The organism is Pseudomonas sp. NPDC086251, from assembly GCF_044746405.1.
Taxonomy (GTDB): Bacteria; Pseudomonadota; Gammaproteobacteria; order Pseudomonadales; family Pseudomonadaceae; genus Aquipseudomonas.
On the sequence record NZ_JBIVBY010000004.1, the window covers coordinates 75,208 to 101,465 of the forward strand.

21 protein-coding genes are annotated in these 26,258 nt (G+C 60.2%); 11 read left to right on the plus strand and 10 right to left on the minus strand.

The genetic code is table 11. The annotated features are described in order from the left end of the window. Nucleotides 1–33: 33 nt before the first annotated feature. Nucleotides 34–990, minus strand: a complete 957-nt coding sequence (locus tag ACIPL2_RS07360) for a LysR family transcriptional regulator (protein ID WP_401354434.1) — start codon at nucleotides 988–990, stop codon at nucleotides 34–36. Between the two features lie 126 nt (nucleotides 991–1,116). Between ACIPL2_RS07360 and ACIPL2_RS07365 the strand changes: the two genes are divergently transcribed. Further along, nucleotides 1,117–1,851, plus strand: coding sequence for a sulfite exporter TauE/SafE family protein (locus ACIPL2_RS07365; RefSeq protein ID WP_401354795.1), 735 nt, complete (start codon nucleotides 1,117–1,119; stop codon nucleotides 1,849–1,851). On the opposite strand, the gene ACIPL2_RS07370 is transcribed toward ACIPL2_RS07365, so the two are convergent. Further along, on the minus strand, nucleotides 1,841–2,695 hold the full coding sequence (locus ACIPL2_RS07370; protein WP_401354435.1) for a LysR substrate-binding domain-containing protein: 855 nt from the start codon (nucleotides 2,693–2,695) through the stop codon (nucleotides 1,841–1,843). The genes ACIPL2_RS07365 and ACIPL2_RS07370 overlap by 11 nt on opposite strands. Before the next feature lie 95 nt (nucleotides 2,696–2,790). On the opposite strand from ACIPL2_RS07370, the gene ACIPL2_RS07375 reads away from it, so the two are divergent. Continuing rightward, nucleotides 2,791–3,006, plus strand: a complete 216-nt coding sequence (locus tag ACIPL2_RS07375) for a DUF1127 domain-containing protein (RefSeq protein ID WP_074878333.1) — start codon at nucleotides 2,791–2,793, stop codon at nucleotides 3,004–3,006. Between the two features lie 64 nt (nucleotides 3,007–3,070). Then, entirely contained in the window at nucleotides 3,071–4,300 is a 1,230-nt protein-coding gene (locus ACIPL2_RS07380) for a winged helix-turn-helix domain-containing protein (RefSeq protein ID WP_401354438.1), read from the plus strand. Between the two features lie 123 nt (nucleotides 4,301–4,423). Here the strand turns inward: ACIPL2_RS07380 and ACIPL2_RS07385 are convergent, their stop codons facing one another. Then, nucleotides 4,424–5,770 carry a class II 3-deoxy-7-phosphoheptulonate synthase gene (locus ACIPL2_RS07385; protein WP_008031425.1) on the minus strand — a complete coding sequence of 449 codons (1,347 nt, stop codon included), beginning with the start codon at nucleotides 5,768–5,770 and terminating at the stop codon, nucleotides 4,424–4,426. A gap of 162 nt (nucleotides 5,771–5,932) precedes the next feature. Here ACIPL2_RS07385 and ACIPL2_RS07390 point away from each other — a divergent pair, with 162 nt between their 5' ends. Beyond that, the gene (locus ACIPL2_RS07390; protein WP_401354440.1) at nucleotides 5,933–6,688 is read left to right on the plus strand and encodes a spermidine synthase; all 756 of its coding nucleotides are present in this window, start codon (nucleotides 5,933–5,935) and stop codon (nucleotides 6,686–6,688) included. A gap of 112 nt (nucleotides 6,689–6,800) precedes the next feature. Here ACIPL2_RS07390 and ACIPL2_RS07395 read toward each other — a convergent pair whose 3' ends face one another. Then, the gene (locus ACIPL2_RS07395; RefSeq protein ID WP_401354442.1) at nucleotides 6,801–7,592 is read right to left on the minus strand and encodes a crotonase/enoyl-CoA hydratase family protein; all 792 of its coding nucleotides are present in this window, start codon (nucleotides 7,590–7,592) and stop codon (nucleotides 6,801–6,803) included. Nucleotides 7,593–8,014: 422 nt separating this feature from the next. Between ACIPL2_RS07395 and ACIPL2_RS07400 the strand changes: the two genes are divergently transcribed. After that, nucleotides 8,015–9,688, plus strand: a complete 1,674-nt coding sequence (locus ACIPL2_RS07400) for a DEAD/DEAH box helicase (protein WP_059403638.1) — start codon at nucleotides 8,015–8,017, stop codon at nucleotides 9,686–9,688. Nucleotides 9,689–9,904: 216 nt separating this feature from the next. Here ACIPL2_RS07400 and ACIPL2_RS07405 read toward each other — a convergent pair whose 3' ends face one another. After that, nucleotides 9,905–10,672 (minus strand): DODA-type extradiol aromatic ring-opening family dioxygenase, encoded by a 768-nt coding sequence (locus tag ACIPL2_RS07405; protein ID WP_401354445.1) that lies wholly within the window; start codon nucleotides 10,670–10,672, stop codon nucleotides 9,905–9,907. 103 nt (nucleotides 10,673–10,775) lie between these two features. Between ACIPL2_RS07405 and ACIPL2_RS07410 the strand changes: the two genes are divergently transcribed. Beyond that, entirely contained in the window at nucleotides 10,776–11,432 is a 657-nt protein-coding gene (locus ACIPL2_RS07410; RefSeq protein ID WP_401354447.1) for a thiopurine S-methyltransferase, read from the plus strand. 178 nt (nucleotides 11,433–11,610) lie between these two features. On the opposite strand, the gene htpX is transcribed toward ACIPL2_RS07410, so the two are convergent. Together htpX and ACIPL2_RS07420 are read right to left on the minus strand one after the other, a co-directional pair. Further along, nucleotides 11,611–12,498 (minus strand): protease HtpX, encoded by an 888-nt coding sequence (gene htpX, locus ACIPL2_RS07415; RefSeq protein ID WP_010461286.1) that lies wholly within the window; start codon nucleotides 12,496–12,498, stop codon nucleotides 11,611–11,613. A 316-nt stretch (nucleotides 12,499–12,814) separates the two neighbouring features. Next, nucleotides 12,815–14,026 carry a pyridoxal phosphate-dependent aminotransferase gene (locus ACIPL2_RS07420; RefSeq protein WP_034151309.1) on the minus strand — a complete coding sequence of 404 codons (1,212 nt, stop codon included), beginning with the start codon at nucleotides 14,024–14,026 and terminating at the stop codon, nucleotides 12,815–12,817. Between the two features lie 226 nt (nucleotides 14,027–14,252). Here ACIPL2_RS07420 and msrB point away from each other — a divergent pair, with 226 nt between their 5' ends. The 3 genes from msrB to ACIPL2_RS07435 all read left to right on the plus strand — a co-directional run bounded on the left by msrB (nucleotide 14,253) and on the right by ACIPL2_RS07435 (nucleotide 15,778). After that, nucleotides 14,253–14,648 carry a peptide-methionine (R)-S-oxide reductase MsrB gene (gene msrB, locus ACIPL2_RS07425; protein ID WP_401354450.1) on the plus strand — a complete coding sequence of 132 codons (396 nt, stop codon included), beginning with the start codon at nucleotides 14,253–14,255 and terminating at the stop codon, nucleotides 14,646–14,648. Between the two features lie 186 nt (nucleotides 14,649–14,834). Then, on the plus strand, nucleotides 14,835–15,320 hold the full coding sequence (locus ACIPL2_RS07430; RefSeq protein WP_401354453.1) for a glutathione peroxidase: 486 nt from the start codon (nucleotides 14,835–14,837) through the stop codon (nucleotides 15,318–15,320). After that, the gene (locus ACIPL2_RS07435; protein ID WP_401354455.1) at nucleotides 15,317–15,778 is read left to right on the plus strand and encodes a MarR family winged helix-turn-helix transcriptional regulator; all 462 of its coding nucleotides are present in this window, start codon (nucleotides 15,317–15,319) and stop codon (nucleotides 15,776–15,778) included. Before ACIPL2_RS07430 ends, ACIPL2_RS07435 begins: the two co-directional genes overlap by 4 nt. Here ACIPL2_RS07435 and ACIPL2_RS07440 read toward each other — a convergent pair. Then, the gene (locus tag ACIPL2_RS07440) at nucleotides 15,762–18,083 is read right to left on the minus strand and encodes a response regulator (protein ID WP_401354458.1); all 2,322 of its coding nucleotides are present in this window, start codon (nucleotides 18,081–18,083) and stop codon (nucleotides 15,762–15,764) included. The two genes, ACIPL2_RS07435 and ACIPL2_RS07440, sit on opposite strands and share 17 nt — an antisense overlap. Nucleotides 18,084–18,248: 165 nt before the next feature. Between ACIPL2_RS07440 and ACIPL2_RS07445 the strand changes: the two genes are divergently transcribed. Beyond that, entirely contained in the window at nucleotides 18,249–19,139 is an 891-nt protein-coding gene (locus ACIPL2_RS07445; protein WP_401354460.1) for an ATP-binding protein, read from the plus strand. Further along, nucleotides 19,136–19,618 (plus strand): GAF domain-containing protein, encoded by a 483-nt coding sequence (locus tag ACIPL2_RS07450; protein WP_401354463.1) that lies wholly within the window; start codon nucleotides 19,136–19,138, stop codon nucleotides 19,616–19,618. Before ACIPL2_RS07445 ends, ACIPL2_RS07450 begins: the two co-directional genes overlap by 4 nt. Here the strand turns inward: ACIPL2_RS07450 and ACIPL2_RS07455 are convergent, their stop codons facing one another. Both ACIPL2_RS07455 and ACIPL2_RS07460 read right to left on the minus strand, forming a co-directional pair. Next, nucleotides 19,619–22,564: an HD domain-containing phosphohydrolase gene (locus ACIPL2_RS07455; protein WP_401354466.1), complete on the minus strand. Its 2,946-nt coding sequence runs from the start codon at nucleotides 22,562–22,564 to the stop codon at nucleotides 19,619–19,621. It abuts the gene before it with no gap. Between the two features lie 49 nt (nucleotides 22,565–22,613). After that, complete coding sequence (locus ACIPL2_RS07460; RefSeq protein ID WP_401354469.1) at nucleotides 22,614–26,258, minus strand: transporter substrate-binding domain-containing protein; 3,645 nt, start codon at nucleotides 26,256–26,258, stop codon at nucleotides 22,614–22,616.

The window sequence follows — 26,258 nt, forward strand, 5'->3', positions numbered from 1 at the left end:
CGGACGAATCTTTAATGCACCAGATAATTCTGCCTAGTGGTGATCCAGCGTGTTTTGCAGCGCCAGATCCCACGGCGGGATCGGACTGAAGCGGGTTTTCAGGTATTCCAGCAACAAGCGGCTGCGGGAATTGGGTTGTTGCTCCAGCCGCAACGCATAGATGCCGGTGCTTTCCGGCGGTGGCAGGCCGTTTTCGCAGAACAGCGGCAGCAGTTCCCCACGCAGCAGGTACTCACTGGCCAGCCAGGTCGGTAAGTGCGCGATGCCCAGTCCTGCCAACGCACCGCAGACCAGCGCTTCGGCATTGTTGGCGCTCATGCGGATACGCGCCGGACGGTGCAAGTGCATCTGCCCGTCCCGTTCGAAGCGCCAGGCGAACGGCGGCGCCAGGCCATCCCAATCAAGCCCATCGTGCTCAATCAACTGCGCCGGATCGGTCGGCACGCCACGGCGCTTCAGGTACTCGGGGCTGGCGCAGGCAATCCGCACCATGCTCGCCAGCGGCGTGGCGACCAGTCGGGTATCGGCCATTTGCCCGGCACGCAGCACCAGATCGACTTTGCCCAGGTTCAGCCCCTGCATGTCGACAAAACTGTCGATCAAGTGCAGTTGCACGTCGAGGCCGGGGTACAGCATCAGAAAATCAGCAATCACCGGTGCCAAGTGCCGCCGCCCAAACGCTGCCGGTGCGTCGATCCGGATCAAGCCTTCCGGCGCACTGCTCAATGACACCGCTTCCGCCCGAGCCAGGCGCAGTTCGGCAACGATGCGCCGCGCGCGCTCGGCAAACGCCAAACCTGCCGGCGTCGCACGCACCGCGTGAGTGCTGCGAATGAACAGCTGGCTGCCGACGGCGTTTTCCAGGCTGTCGATGCGTCGCGCGACGGCCGAAGGCGTCAGTGGATGACGGCGTGACGCGGCGGAAAAACTGCCGGTTTCCAGCACGTCGAGGAAAAGGCCCAGCTGTTCGGTCAATTGATTGGGATTCATGGTGAAGTCGCTGCTTGTGCGAAGTTGGCACAGCCATTGTGCGTTGCTGTGCGTTTCCCCGCCAGAACCAAGTGCGTAGGATGAATCGCCTGACGTGAGGGGAAATCGCCTGTGATTGAGTTGTTGATGTATCTGGTCTTTGGCGCTGCCCTGGGAACCCTGGGTGGAATATTCGGCATTGGCGGTGGTTTGATCGCGATCCCGCTGCTGGGCGTGCTGTTCGGTCTCGATCAGCAAATTGCCCAAGGCACCGCGCTGGTGATGGTGGTGCCCAACGTCATGCTGGCGCTGTGGCGCTATCACCAGCGCAACCGGATCGAACTGCGCCACGCGCTGCCGCTGGCTTCGATGGGGTTCTGCTTCGCCTGGATCGGTTCGATCTGGGCGGTGGGCATTGATGCGCAAACCATGCGCGTAGGATTTGTCGCGTTCCTGATCGCGCTGTCGGCCTACAACCTGGCGCGAATGTTCTGTGCCACTGCGCCCGCGTCTTCGCAGATGAATTATTCGTGGCCATGGCTGGGCGTGCTCGGCGCGGCATCCGGCACCATGGGCGGGTTGTTTGGCGTCGGCGGGGCGGTGGTGGCGACGCCGGTGCTGACCAGTCTGTTTGGCACGACTCAGGTGGTGGCGCAGGGTTTGTCGCTGGCGCTGGCGTTGCCCAGCACGGGCGTTACGCTGGCCACTTATGCCGTGCACCATCAGGTGGACTGGAAGATCGGCGTGCCGTTGGCGGTCGGTGGTCTGATGAGCATCAGTTGGGGCGTGAAGATTGCCCACGCCATGCCGGAGCGACTGCTGCGTGGGCTGTTTTGTGGCTTCCTGGTGTTCTGCGCGGTGACGCTCGCCTTTAAAGTTTGAAGCCTTCGACGATGTGCTCGGCCAGGCACTCGGTGATCGGCGACGGGTTGTGCAGGTTGCGCAGCAGCATGATGCTCGCCTCTGGCAGCTCCGGCAGGTCTTCGGCTTCACCGAGAATGCGCATGTCGGAGGTGACCAGGCTTTCCAGTTGCGCGGTCACCGCCAGGCCGGCGCTGACCACCGCCATGATTGCCGACAGGCTGTCGCTGTTGTACGCCACGCGGTAATCGCGACCCCTGGCATCCAGCGCATTGCACGCCCATACGCGGCAGAAGCAGTCACTGTTGAACATCGCCAGCGGCAACGGCGTTTGCTCGTGGGCGCTGTAGCATTGCGCCTCGGCCCAGACAAAACGTTCTTTGCGCAGCAACTGACCGATCTCGTTGCCCGGCTCGCGGGTGACGATGGACAGGTCGAGGTCCTGGCGCAGCAGCAATTGTTTTGATGATTCGCAGTGCACCTCGATCTGGATCAGCGGGTACGTCTGCGCAAATCGCCGCAGAATCCCCGGCAGGAAACGCATCACATAATCGTCCGGGGTGCCAATGCGCACCATGCCGACCATGTGCGGCTCACGCAGGGTGTTGAACACTTCGCTGTGCAGCTTGAGGATGCGCCGGGCGTAACCCAGCAGCACCTGGCCTTCAGCGGTGAGGCGCACTTGCCGTCCGTCGCGCTGGAACAATTGGCGCTGCAACACATCCTCTTCCAGCCGCTTCATCTGCATGCTCACGGCTGACTGGGTGCGATTGACCAACTCACCGGCCCGGGTAAAGCCGCCCTGATCGGCGATGGCGACAAAGGTGCGCAGCACTTCGGTGTCAATACTTGGGAAGGCTGACATTCATCAATCTCCGAGATGTGTGACATCAGAAACATTCGTTGGATTGATCTTAGACCTGGGGCGAGACTGAAGCCATCCAAACGGAGGGCAACAAGATGAAAGGTCAAAAAGGTTATGTCGACGTAGAAAAACACTCGGTGCATCTGATCTCGGATTTGTTGCACAAATTTAACCGCTGGTACGAACTGCACCGTGAACGAGAAATGTTGGCGGGCATGAGTGATGAAGCGTTGAAGGACATCGGGCTCAGTCGTGCGGATGTCGAGCACGAAGCCATCCGCCCATTCTGGGATGACCCGATGCACAAATGAGCACAGCACAACTACACAAACCCTCTACCGGTGAGGTAGGTTGCGAGCAGACAAGGAGATGCTCATGCCCGCAACACTGTCCTTTACCCTCAAACAGGCTCGGCGTCTGGCGCTGGCCGCCCAAGGGTTCAATGGGCGTCAGCCGCCAGCGACGATCAAACCGGTCCAACTCAACCGTCTGATCGAGCGGCTGTGCATTCTGCAGATCGATTCGGTCAATGCGTTGGTGCGTTCGCACTACCTTCCCTTGTTTTCCCGTCTTGGCAATTACTCATCCGACTTGCTCGACCAGGCTGCCTGGAGTTCGGGCCGACGCCGTACGCTGTTCGAATATTGGGGCCATGAAGCGTCATTGCTGCCCTTGTCGATGTACCCGTTGATGCGTTGGCGCATGTTGCGCGCAGCTCGTGGCGACGACATCTATCAGCAATTGGCGCGTTTCGGTCGTGAACAGCAGGACACGATTCGCCGGGTGCTGGCGTCGGTTGAGGAACTGGGCGCGCTGGGCGCCGGCAGCCTGTCGACCCGACAAGAGCGGGCCGGGCCGTGGTGGGACTGGAGCGCTGAAAAGCATGCGCTGGAATGGTTGTTCGCCGCGGGTGAAGTGACCGTAGCTGGCCGGCGCGGATTCGAGCGGCTTTATGATCTGCCGGAGCGGGTGATCCCCTCGGCGATTCTGGCGCAACCGCTGCTCAGTGAAGCCGAAGCCCAGCGGGGCCTGTTGCTGCACGCTGCGACAGCCTTGGGCGTCGGTACCGAGAAAGACCTGCGGGATTATTTTCGCTTGAGCCCGGCAGACGCGCGTCCGCGTCTGGCGGAACTGGTCGAGGCTGGTGAACTATCGAGCTGTGAAGTCCAGGGCTGGCGGCAGCCGGCTTATTGCCTGCCCGAGCCTACAGTGCCGCGCAAGGTCGAGGCCAGTGCGTTGCTTTCACCGTTCGATTCGCTGATCTGGGAACGCAGCCGTACCGAGCGGCTGTTTGATTTCCGCTATCGACTGGAGATTTATACGCCGCAGGACAAGCGGGTCTACGGTTATTACGTGCTGCCGTTTTTACACAACGAACGGATCGCCGCGCGTGTCGATCTGCGCGCCGAGCGAGCGTTGGGCAGGCTGGCGGTGCATGCCGTGCATGAGGAAGAGCCGGGGCTGGACGAGGAGGGGATGCTGGCGTTGGCGGTTAATTTGCGGCAGATGGCGCAATGGTTGGGGCTGACGCAAGTGCAGTTGAATTGCCCGCGGGCGAGTGCGGATAGGTTGAGAGTGGCACTGGCATTGATTGAGGGTGATTGAACTGGCGCCTTCGCGAGCAAGCCCGCTCCCACATTTGACCGAGTTGTCCAGACGGACGCGGTCAAATGTGGGAGCGGGCTTGCTCGCGAAGGCGGTTTATCAGGCAACCCGAGACTTACTGAATCACCGCCGGACTTGCTTCAGGGTCTCGGCAATCAAAAACGCCAACTCCAGCGACTGATCGGCATTCATCCGTGGGTCGCAATGGGTGTGATACCGGTCCGACAACCCGTCTTCAGTAATCGGCCGCGCACCACCGATGCACTCGGTGACGTTCTGCCCGGTCATTTCGATGTGAATCCCGCCGGCATACGTGCCTTCCGCTTCGTGCACCTGGAAGAACTGCTTCACCTCGCCCAGGATCTGCGCGAAATCGCGGGTCTTGTAGCCGCTGCTGGCCTTGATGGTGTTGCCGTGCATCGGGTCGGAACTCCAGAGCACCTGCTTGCCTTCGCGCTGCACCGCACGGATGAGCTGCGGCAGATGATCGCCGACCTTGTTCGCGCCCATTCGCGCAATCAGGTTCAGGCGGCCCGGATCGTTGTCCGGGTTGAGCACGTCGATCAGACGAATCAGGTCTTCAGGGTTCATGCTCGGACCGACCTTGACCCCGATCGGGTTGTTCACCCCGCGCAGGAATTCAACGTGCGCGCCGTCGAGCTGACGGGTGCGGTCGCCAATCCACAGCATATGTGCCGAGCAATCGTAGTAATCATTGGTCAGGCTGTCGCGGCGCACGAAGGCTTCTTCGTAGTTCAGCAGCAACGCTTCGTGGGCGGTGAAGAAACTGGTTTCGCGCAATTGCGGCGAACTGTCCATGCCGCAGGCGCGCATGAAGGCCAGGGTTTCATCGATACGATCGGCCAGGTGGCTGTACTTTTCCGCCAGCGCCGAGTTGGCGATGAAGTCCAGGTTCCACTTGTGCACTTGATGCAGGTCGGCAAAACCGCCCTGGGCAAAGGCGCGCAACAGGTTCAGGGTCGCGGTGGACTGGTGATAGGACTGGAGCAGACGCTCCGGGTCCGGCACGCGGCTTTTTTCGTCGAAACCGATGCCGTTGACGATGTCGCCACGGTAGGCGGGCAGGGTCACGCCGTCGATGGTTTCGTCGTTGGCCGAACGCGGTTTGGCGAACTGCCCGGCCATGCGCCCGACTTTTACGACCGGGCAACCGGCGGCGAAGGTCATGACGATTGCCATTTGCAGCAGCACTTTAAAGGTGTCGCGGATTTTCGCGGCGGAGAACTCGGCGAAGCTTTCGGCGCAGTCGCCACCCTGCAACAGGAACGCGCGACCCTGGGTCACTTCGGCAAACTGACGGCGCAACTCCCGGGCCTCACCGGCAAACACCAGCGGCGGGTAGCTGGCCAGGGTTTGCTCGACGTGCAGCAAATGCGCCGCGTCGGGGTAGTGGGGTTGTTGCTGGATCGGCAGGGCGCGCCAGCTGTCAGGGCTCCAGGGTTGGCTCATCGCGGTCTCTAGTGTTTTACGCTTGGACGCTCATGTTATCAGCAATTAGTGCGTGACCTGTTCCCGTCGCTTCGCGGACAATCGCGCCTTTGCCGCTTCATGTTGCGGCGTGTCGCGTTGCTGTTTGCCAGGTTGCTGGCCCGGTGACGATCAGGAGACGAAATGACTGAGGAGCGCGTCGAGCATCTGCTCGCCGAGGTACAGGACGAATTCGGTGTGATTCGCGTGCTGGAAGTGGCCGATTACCGTTTTCTCGAATTCGGTGATGCCATCGAACAGAGCTGCGTGTTCACCGCCGACCCGAGCTGGCTCGAATACGATTACACCCGGGCCATGCTGATCGGCGCGTTGTGCCATGAACAGCCCGAAAGCGCGCTGTTCCTCGGCCTCGGTGCCGGAACGCTGACCCAGGCGTGCCTCAAGTTCCTGCCGCTGGAAGACGTCGAAGCGATCGAACTGCGCCCCGACGTGCCACGCCTGGCCATTGAATACCTGGGGCTGGATGACGATCCGCGGCTGTACATCCGCGTCGGCGATGCGCTGGAACTGCTCGATACCGCTGAGCCAGCGGACTTGATTTTCGTCGACCTTTATACCGATGTCGGCCCGGGCGTCGGGCATCTGGCCTGGAACTTCCTGGAAAACTGTCAGAAACGCCTGACGCCGGGCGGCTGGCTGGTGATCAACCAATGGGCCACCGATGATGGCAAGCCGTTGGGCGCGGCGTTGTTGCGTGGGCTGTATCACCGGCATTACTGGGAACTGCCGGTGAAGGAGGGCAATGTGATTCTGATCGTGCCGTCGGAACTGGATCAGGAACTGGACATGGACGGTCTGATCGCCCGGGCCGAAGGGCTGGCGCCGCAGCTGGGGTATTCGTTGCAGTCGTTGATCAAGGCGATTCGCCCGGCCACTTGATGGGTTGGCTGTGAGGGCCTCTTCGCGGGCAAGCCTCGCTCCTACAGGAGAACGCGCAACCTTGTAGGAGCGAGGCTTGCCCGCGAAGGCTTCCTTAAAACCAATACCTCTCTCAAAGCCCTTTGAACACGCCAGGCCGCCGCTCCACCATCGATCGCACACCTTCCTTGGCATCTTCACTGGCCAGCAACTTCTTCACCATCGGCGGCAACGCCTGCGCCGCCGCTGTTTCCCCTTCATAACGCGCCTGCCGTGCAGACATCAGCGTCGCCTGCACCCCCAGCGGCGCTTGCCGGGCAATGCGCTCCGCCAACTCGATCGCCCGAGGCAGCAAATCCTCGCTGGCCATGACTTCCTGCACCAGCCCCAGGTGCAAGGCGTCGTGCGCATCGAATTCATCACCGGTCAGCAACCAGCGCATGGCATTGCCCCAACCCGCCACCTGATGCAGGCGCAGCGTGGCGCCGCCGAACGGGAAGATCCCCCGCTGCACTTCTTTCTGCGCGAAGCGGGTGTTGCTGGCGCACAGGTTGATGTCGGCGGCCAGCATCAATTCGATGCCGATGGTCAGGCAATAGCCTTGCGCGGCGACAATCACCGGTTTGCTGACCCTCGGGCCGGCGAAGACTCCCCACGGATCGCAGCCGCCGGGCGGTGCCTGCCAGCCGTCGGCGAGCGCGGCGCTGGCACTGACCAGATCGAGCCCGGCGGTGAAATGCTCGCCATGGCCGAACACCACCGCCACACGCAGTTCGCTGTCGGCCTCGAACTCGCCGTAGGCCAGGCTCAGTTCGTTGAGCAGCGCGAGGTCGAAGGCGTTGCGCTTGGCCACCCGGTCCAGGCCGATCAACAGGACATGACCGTGACGTTCACGGCTGACACGACTGGAACTGGGCTCATTCATAGGGCATTTCCTTGGGCGGGAAGGGGGGTATCAGACCGCAGGTCTGCGTCACAAGGGTGAACCGTTTTAGCGCTATCGCCAGCCGGGCCGGGCCTTTGAAAAATAGACCGTTGCACGATTATCCGCAAAGCCTGTGACATAACGGTGTATCCGTCAGTTTTCCGACAAATAATGCTCCCTTTTTGGGCTATTTCCGGTATAGTGCGCGCCGGCCTTTAACCGGGCCGCGTTTAGGTAGCGCAATTTCCCGAAGTCAGCTTCGGCTGCACGTCCGCACAGCGGACTCTCCCTTGACGAATCTTTTTCATTCATTCGTTTTCGCAAATCCCCGCCGACAAAGCAGCCAGGGCGACTCTTGAGTCTTACACGGCATGCGCAGCTTTGGAGCATGGGTCTTTGCGGATGCACTTAGAGGCAGACCCATGACCCAGGAAACCGGCGGCTTCGCCGCTTTTAATCTTAATCCGAATATTCTTGCAGCCGTCATCGCGACTGGCTACGAAGAGCCTTCGGCTATTCAGCAGCAATCGATCCCGATCATCATGGCCGGTCACGACATGATTGGTCAGGCGCAAACCGGTACGGGTAAAACCGCCGCGTTCGCCCTGCCGATCCTGCACCGCATCGATCCTGCTAAGCGCGAGCCGCAAGCCCTGATCCTGGCGCCAACCCGTGAGTTGGCGCTGCAAGTAGCAACCGCTTTCGAAACCTACGCCAAGCAAATGCCGGGCGTTACCGTTGTGGCCGTTTACGGCGGCGCCCCTATGGGTCCACAACTGAAAGCAATCCGTAATGGCGCACAGATCGTTGTCGCCACGCCGGGCCGTCTGTGCGACCACCTGCGTCGTGACGAAAAAGTCCTGTCGACCGTGAACCACCTGGTTCTCGACGAAGCGGACGAAATGCTCAAACTGGGTTTCATGGACGACCTCGAAGTTATCTTCAAGGCCTTGCCTCCAACCCGTCAGACCGTATTGTTCTCGGCCACCCTGCCGCAGTCGATCCGTGCCATTGCCGAGCGCCATCTGCGCGATCCGCAACACGTGAAGATCCAGACCAAGACTCAGACCGTTACCGCGATCGAACAGGCTCACCTGTTGGTTCACGCTGACCAGAAGACCTCGGCTGTATTGAGCCTGCTGGAAGTGGAAGATTTCGACGCCCTGATCATGTTCGTGCGCACCAAGCAAGCGACCCTGGACCTGGCCAGTGCCCTGGAAGCCAAAGGCTACAAAGCCGCTGCGCTGAACGGTGACATTGCTCAGAACCAACGTGAGCGCGTGATCGAATCCCTCAAGGATGGCCGTCTGGACATCGTTGTGGCGACCGACGTTGCTGCTCGTGGCCTGGACGTTCCGCGCATCACTCACGTGTTCAACGTTGACATGCCGTACGATCCAGAGTCCTACGTTCACCGTATCGGTCGTACCGGCCGTGCCGGTCGCGAAGGTCGTGCACTGCTGCTGGTGACTCCGCGTGAGCGCCGCATGCTGCAAGTGATCGAGCGCGTAACCGGTCAGAAAGTTGCCGAAGTTCGCCTGCCGGACGCCCAAGCTGTTCTCGATGCTCGCATCAAGAAATTGACCAACAGCTTGTCGCCGCTGGTCGCAGATGCCGAATCGACTCACGGTGAGTTGCTCGATCGTCTGACTGCCGACATCGGTTGCACCCCGCGTGCCCTGGCCGCTGCGCTGCTGCGCAAGGCCACCAACGCTCAGGCGCTGACCCTGGCTGCCATCGAGAAAGAACGTCCACTGGTGCCGAACAATGCACCGCGTGGCGATCGTCCAGAGCGTACCGGTGATCGTCCGGACCGTGGTGATCGTGAGCGTCGTGCTCCGGTTCCATTGGCCGAAGGTCGTGCTCGTTGCCGTACCGCGCTGGGTGCGCGTGATGGTATCGCGGCCAAGAACCTGCTGGGCGCCATCCTCAACGAAGGTGGTCTGGCTCGCGAAGCAATCGGTCGCATCCAGGTGCGTGACAGCTTCAGCCTCGTCGAGCTGCCGGAAGATGGTCTGGAGCGTCTGCTGACCAAGCTGAAGGACACTCGCGTTGCTGGTAAGCAGTTGAAGCTGCGTCGCTATCGCGAAGATTGATCCGCTCTCGGGCTGATTGATCGAACATAAAAAATCCCCGACTGGTTCGGGGATTTTTTTTGCCTGCTGTTTGTGCCTGACCATTGAACGGAGTCGCGCCCTTCGCGAGCAAGCCCGCTCCCACACTGGATCTCAGCTGTACCCATATTTTGTATTCACTGAAAATAAAATGTGGGAGCGGGCTTGCTCGCGAATGGGCGCGACTCGATCTACCGGTCAGCCGAAGCGATAAATGTCCATGCCCAAGGCGCCCAGGGTGAACCCTTGATGGGCAACGCTGAACTCACCCCCGGCGCCACGAGCAAAGTACAACGGCAACAAATGCTCATCACTCGGATGATTGCGCACCGCATTCGGTGCCTGCTGGCGATAATCGTGCAGTGCGGTTTCATCGTTCGCCGCCAGCTTCTCAATCATCCAGTCGCGAAACGCCTTCGCCCACGGTTCAACACTCTCCGGGCCGGCGTGCCAGTCCAGTTCACGCAGGTTGTGGGTGATGCTGCCAGAGCCGATCAACAGCACGCCCTGTTCGCGCAAGCTACGCAAGGCGTGGCCGACGCGGGTTTGCAGGGCAGGGCCACCACGGGTCGGCAGTGAGACTTGCACCACCGGAATGTCGGCCTGCGGGTACATCAGCGACAACGGCACCCAGACGCCATGGTCGAACGGCCGTTTGGCGTCGATGCGTGCGGGCAGGTCGTCGGACTTCAGCAGTTCGACCACCTCGGCCGCCAGTTGTGGATCGCCGGGCGCCGGGTATTGCACCTCGAACAAGGCCTTTGGAAAGCCGCCGAAGTCATGCCAGGTTTCAGGCTGTGGATGGCCACTGACCAATAGTTCATGACTTTCCCAATGCGCGGAAACGATTACGATGGCCTTGGGTTTCGGTAATTCGGCGGCCAATCGCGCGAGGGCCGGGCCACTGGCGCCCGGTTCCAGTGCCAACATGGGTGAACCATGGGATATATACAGGCTGGGGAACATGAACGAGCTCCTGAGGGGTAAGATGGCACCATCTTCAGTCAGATCATTGATCTAAATCTAATATAAGTTTTAGGGTCTTTTGATCGAATTTTCGGGATTAATTATGCAGCCGGAGTTTTGGCACAAGCGGTGGACGTCGAATCAGATCGGCTTTCACCTGCCGGAAGTGAATCCATACCTGCAGCGGTACTGGCCGCAGCTCGGCCTGGAAGAGGGCTCGCGCGTACTGGTGCCGTTATGTGGGAAAAGCCTGGATCTGCTGTGGCTGGGGAAATGCGGTCACGAGGTATTGGGTGTCGAGTTATCGGAAAAGGCCGTGGAAGACTTTTTCCACGAACATCAGTTTGACCCGGACGTCAGCGACCAAGGCCCCTTCACCGTCTATCGTGCGGGTTCGATCGAGATCTGGTGCGGTGATTTCTTCGCGTTGACGGCCGGTGATGTCGCCGATTGCAGCGCGCTGTACGACCGCGCTGCGTTGATCGCCTTGCCACCGAAGATGCGCGAGCAATACGCCGAGCACTTGAAGCGGATTGTGCCGAAGGATTCTCTGGGGCTGTTGATCACCCTGGATTACGACCAGGCGCAAAAGGAAGGTCCTCCCTTTGCAGTACTGGACGACGAAGTGCAGCGGTTGTTTGGCGCGTCGTGGGAGCTGAAGATTCTGGAGGATCAGGACGTTCTGGGCGAGAGCTGGAAGTTTATCGAGAGCGGTGTCACCCGGCTTGAAGAGCGGGTGTATCGGGTTTCCAGCCGTTAAGGTGTATTGAGTTCACTGGCCCCTTCGCGAGCAAGCCCGCTCCCACCTTTGACCGCGATCTAATGTGGGAGCGGGCTTGCTCGCGAAGGGGCCAGAATGAACACCGCACCCATCAGCAGACAAAAAAAAGGCCCGCATCGCTGCGGGCCTTTTCTTTTAGCGCGTTGTGCGGAGTTTATTAGCCCCGACGACGCAGTGCGTCAATACGCTCTTCCAGCGGCGGGTGGCTCATGAACATGCGGGCGAACCCTTGTTTGATGCCACCGTTGATGCCAAAGGCGTTCAGGGTGTCCGGCATGTGCACCGGCAGCCCTTGTTCGGCCCGCAAGCGTTGCAGGGCGCCAATCATCGCGCTGGTACCGGCCAGGCGTGCACCGGCTTCGTCGGCACGGAATTCGCGTTTGCGCGAGAACCACATGACGATGGAGCTGGCCAGGATACCCAGGACCAGTTCGGCGAAGATGGTCGCAATGTAGTAGGCAATGCCCTGGCCTTCTTCGTTTTTGAAGATCACCTTGTCGACAAAGTTGCCTATGATCCGTGCGAAGAACATCACGAAGGTGTTCACCACGCCCTGGATCAGCGCCAGCGTCACCATGTCACCATTGGCCACGTGGCCGATTTCGTGGGCCAGAACGGCTTTCACTTCATCTGGCGAGAACCGCTCGAGCAAGCCCTGGCTGACCGCGACCAGTGCGTCGTTCTTGTTCCAGCCGGTGGCGAACGCATTCGCCTCGTAGGCCGGGAAAATCCCGACTTCGGGCATCTTGATCCCGGCTTCGCGGGACAGTTGCTCAACGGTTTGCAGCAGCCATTGTTCATGGCGAGTGCGCGGCTGGCTGATGATTTGGGTGCTGGTGCTCATCTTCGCCATCCACTTGGAGATGAACAGCGAGAACAGGGAACCGGCGAAACCAAAGACCGCACAGAAAATCAGCAGCTGATTGAGGTTGAGATCAACCCCGTTGGCCGCCATGAACCCGTTGAAGCCGAAAAGGCTCAGGGTGATGCTGGCAATCAGCACGACCGCCAGGTTAGTGGCCAAAAACAGCAGGATGCGCATCATGGTTGTAGAAATCTCCTCATGCTAAAGATGTAGCGTACTGCGGGGTATATAAGGTGCTGCACCGGGCTATTCAACCGAGTGACTATTTCAAACTGTGTCCTACGGCAATAGTCTAGCTGGTTGAAGGGCATTTCCGACGTCGTTGCGGGAAGTGGTTGTCAGCCGATTCACGTCGCGACCCCCGTCGTTGTTGGACGCGAGCACGCAACGGGTCATCGGCCAGCGATCGAAGCGGCGACGGTCGGCAGTGCGCAAAGATATGTTGCAGAATCAATCACCGTGCGACCGGGGCATGCGTCGCACGGTGACAGGCCACTTATTGGCGATAGGACTTGAGGAAATTGCCGATGCGTCCGATGGCCATGTCCAGGTCATCCACGCGCGGCAGGGTCACGACCCGGAAGTGGTCCGGCCATGGCCAGTTGAAGGCGGTGCCTTGAACCACCAGCAGCTTCTCGGAGAGCAGCAGGTCGAGCACGAACTTCTCGTCGTTGTGGATCGGGCAGACCTTCGGATCGATGCGCGGGAACGCGTACAGCGCACCCATCGGCTTGACGCAGCTCACGCCCGGAATGTCGTTGAGCAGTTCCCAGGTACGGTTGCGCTGTTCCAGCAAGCGACCTTGCGGCAGCACCAGGTCATTGATGCTCTGATAGCCGCCGAGGGCGGTCTGGATCGCGTGCTGACTCGGCACGTTGGCGCACAGGCGCATGTTGGCCAGCATGTCGATGCCTTCGATGTAGCTCTGGGCGTGCTGTTTCGGGCCGGAAATGGCGATCCAGCCGGAACGGAAGCCGGCCACGCGATATGACTTGGACAGGCCGTTGAAGGTCAGGCACAGCAGGTCCGGCGCCAGCGAAGCGGTGCAGATGTGCACGGCATCGTCATAGAGAATCTTGTCGTAGATCTCGTCGGAAAAAACCACCAGGTTGTGCTGACGGGCCAATTCCAGCATGCCCAGCAGAACTTCCTTCGAATACACCGCACCCGTCGGGTTGTTCGGGTTGATGATCACCAGCGCCTTGGTGTTCGGCGTGATCTTGGCCTTGATGTCGGCCAGGTCCGGCCACCAGTTGGCCTGCTCGTCACACAGGTAATGCACCGGGTTGCCGCCCGACAGGCTCACGGCTGCGGTCCACAGTGGATAGTCAGGCGCCGGCACCAGCACTTCGTCGCCGTTGTTGAGCAAGGCCTGCATCGACATCACGATCAGTTCGGAAACGCCGTTGCCCAGGTAGATGTCTTCAATGCCGACACCTTCCACCTGCTTTTGCTGGTAGTACTGCATGACGGCCTTGCGCGCGCTGAACAGGCCCTTGGAGTCGCTGTAACCCTGGGCGGTCGGCAGGTTGCGGATCACGTCCTGGAGGATTTCATCCGGCGCTTCGAAACCAAAGGGCGCCGGGTTGCCGATGTTCAGCTTGAGGATGCGATGGCCTTCCTCTTCCAGGCGTTTGGCGTGCTTGAGCACTGGGCCGCGAATGTCGTAGCAGACGTTGGCGAGCTTGTTCGATTTGCTGACCTGCATGGCGATGTGTTCCCGAAAATGAACGATCCAGGCGGCGTATGAACGACCGTGCTGGGAATCCTGCGTATTCACACAGGCCTGACGCCTTGAGAGGCAGCACCCATAAATCCGTTTGAATGCGCGTGGTCTGGCTGCCAGACTGGCGTTTGACGAGGCGCAATCATACGTGCCGCCCGATCCGTGGAAAAGGTACAGATCGGGCTTTTTCAGCTGCTGAGGTGTGACAATGGAAAAGTTGGAAAAAACCCTGGAAGAATGGAAGGCGATGCTCGATCCAGAGCAGTACAACGTGTGCCGCCTCAAGGGCACCGAACGGCCGTTCTCCGGCAAATACAACGACAGCAAGGTCGACGGTGTTTACCACTGCATCTGCTGCAACGAGCCACTGTTCGACTCCAGGACCAAGTTCGATTCCGGCTGCGGCTGGCCGAGCTTCTACGCACCGATCGGCGACAGCGCGATGGTCGAGATCCGTGACGTCAGCCACGGCATGGTCCGTACCGAAGTGGTCTGCGCCAAATGCGACGCGCACCTGGGGCACGTGTTCCCGGACGGCCCGCCGCCGACCGGCCTGCGTTACTGCATCAATTCGGTGTGCCTGGAACTGGTCCCACGCACGTAAAGAACCCCCTGTAGGAGCGAAGCTTGCTCGCGAAGGCGGATTTACAGTCGACATCAATGTTGAATGTCAGTCCCTCTTCGCGAGCAAGCTTCGCTCCTACAGGTGCACGCCATCGATTTATTAAATTGCACGCAATTCAATTGCTCGCTATGTTTGCCTCATCTTCCTTCATTCAGAGTCCGGATCATGAGCGACAACCTGCTGACCATCCCGGTGACCACCATCAAAGGTGAACAAAAGACCCTGGCGGATTTCGCCGGCAAAGCCGTGTTGGTGGTCAATACCGCGAGCAAATGCGGTTTCACCCCGCAATACAAAGGCCTTGAAGAGCTGTGGCAGACCTACAAGGATCAAGGCCTGGTGGTGCTCGGCTTCCCGTGCAATCAGTTCGGCAAGCAAGAGCCGGGCAACGAAGGGGCGATTTCCGAGTTCTGCGAGCTGAACTTCGGTGTCAGCTTCCCGCTGTTCAAAAAGATCGAAGTCAATGGCGCCGACGCTCATCCATTGTTCGTTCAGTTGAAAAAACGCGCACCGGGTGTCCTCGGTTCCCAGGGCATCAAGTGGAACTTCACCAAGTTCCTGATCGGCAAGGACGGCCAATTGGTCAAACGCTTTGCGCCGGCGACCAAGCCGCAGGACCTGAGCCGCGAGATCGAAGCCCTGCTCAAATGAACACGTTGTCAGTCGATTCCCTGAAGCTCGACAACCAACTCTGCTTCAAGTTGTACGCCGCTTCCCGGGCGGTGATCCGCGCCTACAAGCCGATGCTCGATCAGCTCGGCCTGACGTACCCGCAATACCTGGCGATGCTGGTGTTGTGGGAATGGCAGGACGCCGCGCCGGAGCAGCCGACGGTCAAGGCGTTGGGCGAACGCCTGGCGCTGGATTCCGGCACGCTGACGCCGCTGCTCAAGCGTCTTGAGCAACTGCACCTGGTCCAGCGGCAGCGTTCGGCGCGGGATGAGCGTGAAGTGCATTTGAGTTTGTCGCCCGCCGGCCAGGCATTACGCGATCAGGTCGGGCCGCTCAAAGCTCGCCTGTTGTGCGACAGCGGGGTCGATCTGGATCGCCTGAATGAGTTGCGCGACGGTCTTGATCACCTGTTGGGGCAAATCAAAGCACTGTCGTAGCCGGTATCCATAAGTCCAGCAGGGCAGCGAGTTCTTCCCGGCGGAAGGGTTTGGCCAGGTAATCGCTCATGCCCGCCGCACGGCAGCGTTCGCGTTCTTCGGACATGGCGTTGGCGGTCAGGGCGACGATGGGCAGTTGTGGCCAGCGGCCGCTGCGACGGATTTGCCGACTGGCTTCGTAGCCGTCCATCACCGGCATGTTGCAGTCCATCAGCACCAGATCGAATTCCTTGTGCTCAAGCTGATCCAGTGCTTCGCCACCGTGCGCGGCGACAATCACCTCGCAACCGAGTTTGCCGAGCATGCCCTTGGCCACCAATTGGTTGACCGGGTTGTCCTCCACCAGCAGCACCCGTCCGCGTCGCAGCGGTGAAAGGGTGTCGAGTCGGGCACCGTTGATCGTGTGCAGTTCCGGTTGCAGCACGCGCCGCAAGGTCTGGTACAACGCGTTGCGCGCCAGCGGCCGCGCCTGTTGCTGCAAAGGCGCGAGGGCGCTGGCTTCTTCGCTGGGCATGAAGTTGCCATAGGCGGTGACCAGCAGAATGGGCGCAGCGCAGGTGGTGCGCAGGCCGAACAGGCATTCGGGGCAATCGGTGATCAATACATCGGGGTTCAGGCCGATCATCGGCTCATCGATGGACCGCTGTTCAAAGTCGAGTCCCCAACCGGGCAACAAGGTTTTCAACAATTCCGCCAGACCGCTGCTGGCACTGGTAATGGCGATGACCTTGCCCTGCAACGTTGCCGGCGCAAGGGCTCGGGTGTGGCTGGGCAGCGGCAGGTCGGCGCAAAACTGGCTGCCAAAGCCCGCTTCCGAGCTGATGGTGAGGCGCCCTTGCATGGCTTCGCAGAGGTTGTAGGTCAGCGCCAGCCCGAGCCCGGTCCCGCCAAATTGCCGGGTAATACCGGCACCGGCCTGGGTGAAGGGCTGGAAGATCTTAACCTGGGCGTCCTGCGCGATGCCGATGCCGGTGTCACAGACTTCGATTCTGACACCGTCTTCGAACGTCGACAGGCGCACGTCGACCCGACCGAAACGGGTGAACTTGAGGGCGTTGGACAGCAGGTTACTGACGATCTGCCGGACTCGGGTCGGATCACCGAGCACCAGCGCGGGAAATTGCGGATCGATCAGGCAGCTCAGCTCAACGTTCGGCGCGGCATTCTGCGACAGCAGGTTGGCGGTGTCCTCAATCAGCGAGCCGAGGTCGAACGGGATATGTTCAAGCTCAAGTTGGCCGGCGTCGAACTTCGACAGATCGAGGATATCGTTGAGCAGTTCCACCAGGACTTTGCCCGAGTCATGGGCGATGGACAGCTGTTGCTGTTGCTCGCCATTGAGCGGGCCGTCCAGGGACAGCGCGATCATCCCCAACAGGCCGTTGAGGGGCGTGCGGATTTCGTGGCTCATGTTGGCCAGGAACACCGAGCGTGCTTCGGCCATGTCCAACGCCGTGCTGCGGGCGACTTCCAGTTCCTGATTGGATTGGCTGAGCCTGGCGTTGATGGCCTTGAGTTCCGCCGTGCGGGCCGAGACGATGTTTTCCAGTTGACTGAGGTAGTCGGTCAGGCGGTTTTCAGCGTTGCGCCGTTGCTGGATCTCGGTGGTAATGTTTTCGAATTGCTGGTTGGCGGCCTCGACCAACACACCGATCTCATCGTTTTCATGGCCCGTCGGGCACTCCAGCGACGTTGGCTCCGTGCTGCGCGGATCGCGGCCGCTGAGTTCGCGGATGACCCGCACCAACGGCTTGGTCAGCATCACGTAGAACAGCGCCAGCAGGATTCCGGTCAGCAACAGGCTGCGCGCGAAGCCATTGAGCAGGGTCACTTCGGCCCGACGCAGGAAGCGGCTGCCGAATGAAAAGGTGTCGACGTCCAGGCGCAGGGTGCCGAGGGATTCACTCGGCAGGTGATCCAGATAGAGGCGGTCTTCAAATTGCCGGTTGGCGCCGAACAGGAAGTCGCTGAGCAGTCGATAATCGCTTTGCAGCCCCGGTCGCTTGACGCTGGCCAGCACGGTCCCGTTGTTGTCGGTCAACTGCGCGCCGACGATGGCGGGCGAGCGCAGCAACCCCAGGGTCAGTTCCTGGGAGAGTTCGGCGTCGATGTTGTAGGCGATGCGTGAGGCCGGGTTATGGCTGATTTCCAGCAAAGACCGTATTTCACGGTTGATGGAGGCGTCTTCACTGGCATAATCGATGCCTATTTGCAGCAGGCTGAGCAGCGTGCCCAGAATGAAACCGACCAGCACGGTAAGCCGGGCTTGTTTGTACGACAGCCGGTTGGTGAACTTAATATCCATGGGGTGTTGAACCACTTCCGTTTCCCTTCGCTGCTCAAGCATAGCCGATCATGCATGGATACCGATGTTCTCGCGAGACCTTGTATCAAGGGATGAACAGGGCCTTGAACGCTTGTTTCGGTGCTGTAGCATCATCATCACTGTGAACGAGCCCGAGGAGAAGACGTGGATTCCCGATTAAATGCTTTTCTTGAACGCGCCGATGCTGTCCTGGCCCGTATCGAACCGCTGTTGCCCGCACCTCGGCAAGCCATCGACTGGAATGATTGCCTGGCCGCACGCTGGCAACGCGAAGGGCGCAGCGGTTTTCTGCTGCCGCTGCACGTCAGCCTCGAAACGCGATTGTCCGACCTGATCGGTGTCGACCGACAAGTGGAGCAACTGGGGCGCAATACCCAGCAGTTCCTCGACGGCATGCCGGCCAACCATGCACTGCTCTGGGGTTCGCGTGGCACCGGTAAATCGTCGCTGGTTCGCGCGTTGTTGTCCGAACACGCCGAGGCCGGCCTGCGGCTGATCGAGATCGAACGCGATCACCTGGCAGACTTGCCGCGGGTGGTCGAACAGATTGCCAGGTTGCCCCAGCGTTTTGTGCTGTTCTGCGATGACCTGTCGTTCGAGTCGGGCGAGGGCGACTATCGCGTGCTCAAGAGCGTGCTCGATGGTTCTCTCGAACAGGCCCCGGATAACGTCTTGCTCTACGCCACGTCCAACCGTCGCCACCTGGTGCCGGAAAAGGAAAGCGATAACGAAAACTGGAAACGGGTCGACGGCGAACTGCATCCCAGCGAGGCGGTGGAAGACAAGATCGCGCTGTCGGATCGATTTGGCTTGTGGCTGTCGTTCTACCCGTTTACCCAGGAGCACTTCCTCAACGTCGTCGAACACTGGATCGGTCAATTGGCCGACAAGGCGGGCCTTGAGTGGCAGCGTAACGAAGAACTGGACATCCTCGCCGTGCGCTGGGCAACGGGGCGGGGCAATCGCAACGGACGTTGCGCGTATCAATTTGCCCGCTATTGGGTCGGGCTCAAGCTGTTGGAGCACAAGGCATGATCGATTTACAACAGAGCGGCCAGGGCCTCGAAGGCTACGGCATGCTGTGGGCACAGTTGGAATCATTGCTGGCGAACGAGCGGGATTTCATCGCCAACGCCGCACAGTTTTCGGCGTTTCTGTACAACCAGCTCGATGACCTGAACTGGGCCGGTTTCTACCTCAATCGCAACGAAGAGCTGGTGCTCGGTCCGTTTCAGGGGCAGATCGCTTGCGTGCGGATTCCCTTCGGTCGCGGTGTCTGCGGGGCGGCGGCGGCGAGCTTGAAGACCCAGCTCGTCGAAGACGTGCACGCGTTCCCCGGGCATATCGCGTGCGACAGCGCGTCGAACAGCGAACTGGTGGTGCCGCTGGTCAAGGACGGTCGATTGATCGGCGTGCTGGACCTCGACAGCCCGAGCCTGGCGCGTTTTACCGCTGAAGATCAGGCCGGCATCGAACAATTGGCCGCGATATTCCTGCGCCTGACCGACTGCTGATCATGCCCGCAAGCCTGCCTTGACCAGCAGGCTTGCCGGGTCGACCGCATCAATCTGTTGCGGGTCGAGGAATCGCTCGGCGTATTGCAGATAGATGTGCGCATTGATGAACAACTCGAACAATTGCGGGTCGATGTGGGCGTCACGACACATCGTCGCCATGATCCCCAGCGCTTCGCTCAACGACTTGGCTTTCTTGTAGGGGCGATCGGCGGCGGTCAGCGCTTCGAAAATATCGGCAATCGCCATCATCCGCGCCGGCAGGCTCATTTCTTCGCGCTTCAACCGTTTGGGGTAACCGGTGCCGTCCATTTTCTCGTGGTGACCACCGGCGATTTCCGCGACGTTGTTGAGATGGGCGGGGAAGGGCAGGTGGCTGAGCATCCGGATCGTCTGCACCATGTGGTGATTGATGATGTAACGCTCTTCGCGCGTCAGGGTGCCTCGGGCAATGCTCAGGTTGTACAGCTCGCCCCGGTTGTACTTGTAGCGCGGCACATCGAGCTTGAACCCCCAGGGATTGTCGTCGGGAATCCGTTCGGCTTCCGCCCGTTCGAACAGGTGCTCGGGTTTATCCGCCAGCAGCGGCTCGCTGACGGGCAGGGTCGGCGCCGGGGTGCGGGCCTGACGCCGATTCTCTTCCCAGGAAACGCCCAGCCGGTCATCCAGCGTCCGGGTCCAGGTGCGTTGGGCCAGGCTGCGCAGGCGCTGCAGGTCAGGCTCGGCCATTGCCTCACCACCCAGGTTGCAGCGGGCAACGAAGGCAAAATCATCGTCCAGACCGGCCAACGTGGCATTGCGCTGTTCGGCCAGGTGCTGCTCGTCACCACCTAAAGCAATGGCTTGCCAGTAGTTGATCCAGGCATCGCGCTTGAGCACTTCGAAACGGGTGCGGATTTCGTGGATGCGGTCGTTCAGGGTTTCCAGTTTCGTCGCTTTGTCGACGACGTATTCCGGGGTGGTGACCTTGCCGCAGTCGTGCAGCCAGGCGGCGATGTGCAACGCCTCCCACTCGTCTTCGGTGGGTTGATAGCCGCTGAAGGCCGGGTCCTGGCTGGCGGCGGCAGCCTGGGCGAGCATCAGCGTCAATGCCGGCACGCGCTGGCAGTGACCGCCGGTGTAGGGGCTTTTGGCGTCGATCGCACCGGCGAGCAATTGAATGAAGGCGTCCAGCAGCTGTTTTTGTTTGGCCTGCAGACGCTGGCTTTCAATGGTCACCGCAGCCGCGCCGGAGACGGCCTGGAGAAATGCGATGCGGTCCGGTCGTAGTTTTTCCAGGTCGCTTTCATGGCCGCTATCGGCCAACAACAAAATCAGCAGGCCCACGGTTTCGCTATGGCGGTTGTGCAGGCGAATGCCGATCAGATGAACCCGGGGAGATTCCAGCGCAAGCAACACCTTTTGCAGATCCCCGGCCTGTTCGAAACCGAGATTGATCACCACATTGTCGGCATTCGCCAGCTGCTGCAGCCATGCGGGGCTGCGTGGGCTCTGGAGTTCGTGTGCTCGAACGTCGAACGAAGACAATGCCTGTGACGTGCCGTTGATCACCAGACCCTGAGGTTCCATGAGATCGCCATCACTTTCGCGCAGGTAGAGCAGACCCGCCTGCGCCTGACCTATGTTCACGGTTTCAAACAGCACCCGTTCCAGCAACGGCGCGAAGCGGGTTTCGGCGCTGAGGCTGTCGGTGATCTGGAAAAAACTCGCCAGGGTGTCCTTCATGCGCAGCATCGAGACGCTCAACTGGTCGACTTCAAGCACTGGCGAGCGACGGGATGCCGGGAAGTTGAAATTGAAGCTGCGAATCGCATCGGCTTCCTGCACCAGCGCGCGCAAGGGTTTGACCAGGACTCTGGAGGTCAACCAGCCCACCGGCAGACACAACAACAGCGTGGCCAAGGTGATCAGCGCTCCTTGCCAGCGCATGCGGTAGGCGTCGACGAGCAATTCATCTTCCGGCACCAGCAACGCCAGTTGCAGTCCCTGCGGTCCACCTTCCTGCATGTGGCTGCGGGCGACGATCCATTGCCGACCGGCCGCGTCCAGTCGATTGCCTGCGGGGGGATGATTGAGCAGCGCGCCGAGGCTGGGGCTGAGGTCAGCCGCCTTGGCCAGGTGTGCTGTTTGATCGTCGATGATCAGTTTGCGGCTGTCGGGATAAGCGATAGCATTGCCTTCGGCATCGAACAGCACGATTTCGGTACTGGGAGTGACGACATGATTGGCCAGGGTCGCGGACAGTTCGGCCAGGGTCAGGTCGGCGCCCATCACCGCGCTTTCACCACTGCGCCGGGCCAGGGTGGTGCCGATGTTGTGGGTGGAAAAGAAGAGGTAGGGTTCGGTGGTGATCTGATCGCGGTCGCGGCTGGCGCTGGAGAACCAGGCGCGGGTTCGTGGATCGAAGGTTTCGTCGGGGTTGTCCTGGCGGCTGATGAGGGCCAGGTCCTGATCGAAAAACAATCCCTGGGAATGGACCTGGCCGCTGCTGTTTCGCTCAATGCTCCACACTTGATAGGCCGCCGTCTCCGGGGCCTTGAGCAGGGTTTTCAGTTCGGCGGTGCGCAGCGGGCGAACCATGAAGAAGTCGCCGTTGCCGTAGCCCAGGTACAGCGAGGCCAGATCGGGATTGTCCTTGAGGGACTGACTGAAGGGTTTGAGCAGGGCCAGGCGTTGTTCCAGGTCGGGGGCCTGGGCCGCCGGGTTATCCGCCAGCAGGCTTAACAAGTGACGAATCGGTTCATAGGTGTTGTGCAGGTCCAGGCGCACATCCTGCTCGATGCGGTTGAAGAGCTTCTCACTGCTGGAAAGAATGATCTGCGTGGTTTGTCGGTAGTTGAAAAGCCCCAGCACCACCCCGGTCAGCAACAGCAGGAAGGTGAACATCACGCTGATATGGACGTGCAACGGCAACCGCCGTTGATCCGGGCGCAGTGGGCTGGGCATTGCAGGTCTCTCCATGATGGTAAACACACTGCTCAGCGACCAAGCATAGTTAAGGCTCTGTCATCCTGCTTTTGTCGTTGACTGCGATCTGTTGCTGCAACGCGTGCTCCAGTTCGAACATGGAGCGCTCCATGGCCCTCGTGCAATGGGCCACGAGTTGATGATCAAACCCTTGCTGGCACGCCTTCTCCAGTGCCTCGCAGCTGTCGATCAACCGGGAGGCCTGGACGATTCGCGCGGCGCCCTTGATTTTATGGGCAATGTCGATAAATGACTGCGGACCCTCGGCGCGGGACAACGCCAGCAACGCCTCTCTGTCCAGACGATTGCTGTTCAGCAGTTCGGTCAATAAACGCAGGTCCAATGCCGGGTTGCCACCCGTCAACAGACGCAGCCCTTGCAGACTGAACGCCGGCGCGCGGTCGGTTGGTTCAAGCCCTTCAACCCATTGACTCAAGGCGGTCAGGGTGAGGGGTTTGAACAGGCAGTCGTCCATCCCGGCTTGTTTGCAGCGTTGCACTTCTTCCGGTTGGGCGTTGGCGGTGAACCCCAGGAGAGTGCAGGGCAGGCGTTGGGTTTGTCGTTCATGGCGGCGAATGGCGCGGGCCAGTTCGTATCCATTGAGGATCGGCATGTTGCAATCGGCGATCACCAGGTCGAACGGCTCGACCTTCCACGCCTCGAATCCCGCCTGGCCATCCTCGGCGACACTGAATCGATGCCCCAGAAATTCCAGTTGCTGGCACATGAGCAAGCGATTGGCCGGGTGATCGTCGACCACCAGAACATTCAACGGGGCCGTGGTCACGTGAATCGGCGTTTGCGCAATCGCCGACACCGGCACGAATGGCAGGGCTGCCAGGTGCAACGACACCTGGACACGCGTGCCGAAACCCGGCTGGCTGCTCAAATGCAGGCTGCCGCCCATCATCTCGCACAGGCTGCGGCTGATCACCAATCCAAGCCCTGCGCCCCCTCGGCTCGACTGGCCGGTGTCACTGGCCTGGGCGAAGGGTTCGAACAAGCGCAGCTGATCTTCCTGGCTGATCCCGATCCCGCTGTCCTGAACCTGCAACAACATCTGCACCTGTTCGGGGTCGGCGGTCGGGTGCAGGTCGACGGTAATCCTGACCTGGCCCTGCTCCGTAAACTTGATGGCGTTGCTGATCAGGTTGGACAGCACCTGCTTGAAACGCATCGGGTCCAGCAGGACGTCGATTGCCGGGTTGGCAGGGTGAAAGTCTACCCGCAAGTCGAGATTCTTCTGGCGAGCCAGGCCATCGAAAATCCGCACCACCGAGGCGATGATCTCGCCCGGATTGACCCGCTCCGGGCTCAGGCTGAGGTGCCCGGATTCGATCCGTGCAATGTCGAGAATGTCGCCGATCAATTCTAGCAGGTCCCTGGCCGAGTTGTACGCGACATCGATGGCCGGACGATCCGGATGGTCGAGTTCGATACGCTTCAGCGTCAGCTCAAGCATGCCGATGACAGCATTCATCGGCGTGCGGATCTCATGACTCATGGTGGCCAGAAACGTGCTTTTCGCTCGGTTGGCTTCGTCGGCGCGTTCTTTGGCGCAGCGCAGGTCATCGAACAATTGCCGCCGTTCGCTGATGTCGATCCAGCCGCCGATGATGCCTTGCACTTCACCGCTGGAATCGCGGTAGGGAAGAATCCAGTGGTAAATCGTCAGCCGGCGACCACCGATGTGCAGCGCACGATCGAGAATCAACGGGATGCCCTCGGCCACGACGCGCTGATAGTCGGCCTGATATTCCCAGGCTTCGAACGCATTGCTCATGTTGCCCTGCATGACGCTTTTGCCGATCACGTCTTCACGTCTTGCGCAGAAGGCTTCCAGGTAACTGTCGTTGCAGCTTTGCAGCAGGCCCTGACGATCACGCACGTAAATCGGATGGGGCGTGCCGTTGACCAGTGATCGCATGAATTCGAATTGATCGTTCAACGCACGCTCGGCCGCCTTGCGCTGGTTGATCTGACGACGCATGTAGGCGTTCCAGGCAACGGAAATCAGCAGCAGGACACCGGCACCGATAACCACCTGAAAGAACACTCGGTGATAGCTGCGCCAGGTGCTTTGCGAAGACGCCGAATAGCCACGCCAGCGGCTGTTGATGATGCCCAGCTCTTCTGGCGCAATGCTCAGCAACGCCTTGTTGAGAATCGAGTTCAGTTCTTTGGCGTCGCGGCTGGTGGCGAGCGCGAACGCGGCTTGTCGGGTGCCGATGGTGGTGCTGATTTGAAGTGTGTGCTCGAACAGGCGCGATGAGATGAAGTAGTTGGCAATCACCAGCGAGTTCACCGCACCTTCCGCCTTGCCCTCGGCGAGCAATTCGACAGCGCTGAAGGTGTCCGCCGTTTCGATCAGTTTGATTCGCGGGTACTCGCTGCGCAGGTAATCGAGCAACGGATTGCCCTGGGTAATGGCCAGGCGTTTGTCCTGGAATTGTGCAAGGTTTGCCGGGCTGTCGGCGGCTTTGCGCGTCAGCAGGACGAACGAGTTTTGCAGATAGGGACGGGTGAAGTTCAACGTCGTTTCGCGTGGCGTACTGGGCAGCAGGGCGGCGATCAGGTCGGCTTGATTGTTGTTGATCTGCTCGATCATCTCGCTATTGCTTCGGCTGCGACGGATGTCGAAGCGCAACCCGGTGCGTAATCTGATCAGTTCAAGCAGGTCGGCCGTGACGCCACGAAAATGGCCATTGCTGTCGAAAAACGTCAGCGGCGCAAAGGCCTCATTGACCACCACGCGTACCACCGGATGTTGCGCCAGCCAGCGTTCTTCGCTGTAGCTCAGGTCCAGTTTCTGATCGGTGAGCAGAATGTCACTGCCGGCGCTCCAGCGCTTGGCGATGTTTTCTCGCTCGCTGGTGGGGATGACCAGGAGCATCGCATTGATGATGCCGAGCAGCTCCGGGTTGTTCTTGTGCACGGCAAAACTGAAGCCGTGGGCTTCGTGCTTGCCGAAGTTGGCCATGCGGATGTTGTTCAGGTATCCCTTGTTGATCATGTAATGGGTGGAAATGGTGTCGCCGAGAAACACGTCAGCCTGATCGAAGGCCACCGCGTTGATTGCATTCTGGTAGGACGGATAGGAAGTGATGATCGCCTTCGGATACATCGCCTTGACCTCTTCCAGCGGCAAGTAGTGATACACCATGCTCAACCGCAGATCGGCAAGGCCATCGGTCAGGGATCGGGTTTCCCCTTCGCGTGTCACCAGGACCGGTTGATCCACGGCATAGGGCGTGGAAAGCACGATGTCGGCAGTGCGCGCCTCGAATCCATTGGCGGTGCCGAGCAGGTCGACTTCGCCATTCTCAAGCGCCTCGATGGCTGCACCGCGAGAGGCGAAACGCTGAACCTTGATGGGCAAACCGGTGGTGTTGCCGAGGATGCCTGCGTAGTCGGCGGTAAAACCCTCATAGTCGTGGCCGCTGATGGTCAGGTCGAAGGGCGGATAATCCGGGGCCGAGGTACCGAGGATCAGTTCACGTTTGTTCTTGACCCATTGCCGTTGTGATTGATCCAGCTGGACTTCCAGGTTTCCTGTCGTTGAGCGACTGAGCAAGGTGTAGAAGTCATTGGTTGTCTGCGCAGCGGCCACCGAGGCGCTCAGGCATACACCCGCGGCCATCAGTATCAAATAGTCCTTTATACGACTGGGCAT

Excerpts from the sequence above, each read along its gene's own strand:
- ACIPL2_RS07405 (WP_401354445.1), bottom strand. The coding sequence starts at position 10,672 with ATGTTCCCCAGCCTGTATATATCCCATGGTTCACCCATGTTGGCACTG.
- ACIPL2_RS07460 (WP_401354469.1), bottom strand. The coding sequence starts at position 26,258 with ATGCCCAGTCGTATAAAGGACTATTTGATACTGATGGCCGCGGGTGTA.
- ACIPL2_RS07440 (WP_401354458.1), bottom strand. The coding sequence starts at position 18,083 with ATGGATATTAAGTTCACCAACCGGCTGTCGTACAAACAAGCCCGGCTT.
- ACIPL2_RS07390 (WP_401354440.1), top strand. The coding sequence starts at position 5,933 with ATGACTGAGGAGCGCGTCGAGCATCTGCTCGCCGAGGTACAGGACGAA.
- ACIPL2_RS07360 (WP_401354434.1), bottom strand. The coding sequence starts at position 990 with ATGAATCCCAATCAATTGACCGAACAGCTGGGCCTTTTCCTCGACGTG.
- ACIPL2_RS07435 (WP_401354455.1), top strand. The coding sequence starts at position 15,317 with ATGAACACGTTGTCAGTCGATTCCCTGAAGCTCGACAACCAACTCTGC.
- ACIPL2_RS07370 (WP_401354435.1), bottom strand. The coding sequence starts at position 2,695 with ATGTCAGCCTTCCCAAGTATTGACACCGAAGTGCTGCGCACCTTTGTC.
- ACIPL2_RS07395 (WP_401354442.1), bottom strand. The coding sequence starts at position 7,592 with ATGAATGAGCCCAGTTCCAGTCGTGTCAGCCGTGAACGTCACGGTCAT.
- htpX (WP_010461286.1), bottom strand. The coding sequence starts at position 12,498 with ATGATGCGCATCCTGCTGTTTTTGGCCACTAACCTGGCGGTCGTGCTG.
- ACIPL2_RS07380 (WP_401354438.1), top strand. The coding sequence starts at position 3,071 with ATGCCCGCAACACTGTCCTTTACCCTCAAACAGGCTCGGCGTCTGGCG.
- ACIPL2_RS07375 (WP_074878333.1), top strand. The coding sequence starts at position 2,791 with ATGAAAGGTCAAAAAGGTTATGTCGACGTAGAAAAACACTCGGTGCAT.
- ACIPL2_RS07385 (WP_008031425.1), bottom strand. The coding sequence starts at position 5,770 with ATGAGCCAACCCTGGAGCCCTGACAGCTGGCGCGCCCTGCCGATCCAG.
- ACIPL2_RS07400 (WP_059403638.1), top strand. The coding sequence starts at position 8,015 with ATGACCCAGGAAACCGGCGGCTTCGCCGCTTTTAATCTTAATCCGAAT.
- ACIPL2_RS07420 (WP_034151309.1), bottom strand. The coding sequence starts at position 14,026 with ATGCAGGTCAGCAAATCGAACAAGCTCGCCAACGTCTGCTACGACATT.
- ACIPL2_RS07430 (WP_401354453.1), top strand. The coding sequence starts at position 14,835 with ATGAGCGACAACCTGCTGACCATCCCGGTGACCACCATCAAAGGTGAA.
- msrB (WP_401354450.1), top strand. The coding sequence starts at position 14,253 with ATGGAAAAGTTGGAAAAAACCCTGGAAGAATGGAAGGCGATGCTCGAT.
- ACIPL2_RS07365 (WP_401354795.1), top strand. The coding sequence starts at position 1,117 with ATGTATCTGGTCTTTGGCGCTGCCCTGGGAACCCTGGGTGGAATATTC.
- ACIPL2_RS07450 (WP_401354463.1), top strand. The coding sequence starts at position 19,136 with ATGATCGATTTACAACAGAGCGGCCAGGGCCTCGAAGGCTACGGCATG.
- ACIPL2_RS07410 (WP_401354447.1), top strand. The coding sequence starts at position 10,776 with ATGCAGCCGGAGTTTTGGCACAAGCGGTGGACGTCGAATCAGATCGGC.
- ACIPL2_RS07455 (WP_401354466.1), bottom strand. The coding sequence starts at position 22,564 with ATGCCCAGCCCACTGCGCCCGGATCAACGGCGGTTGCCGTTGCACGTC.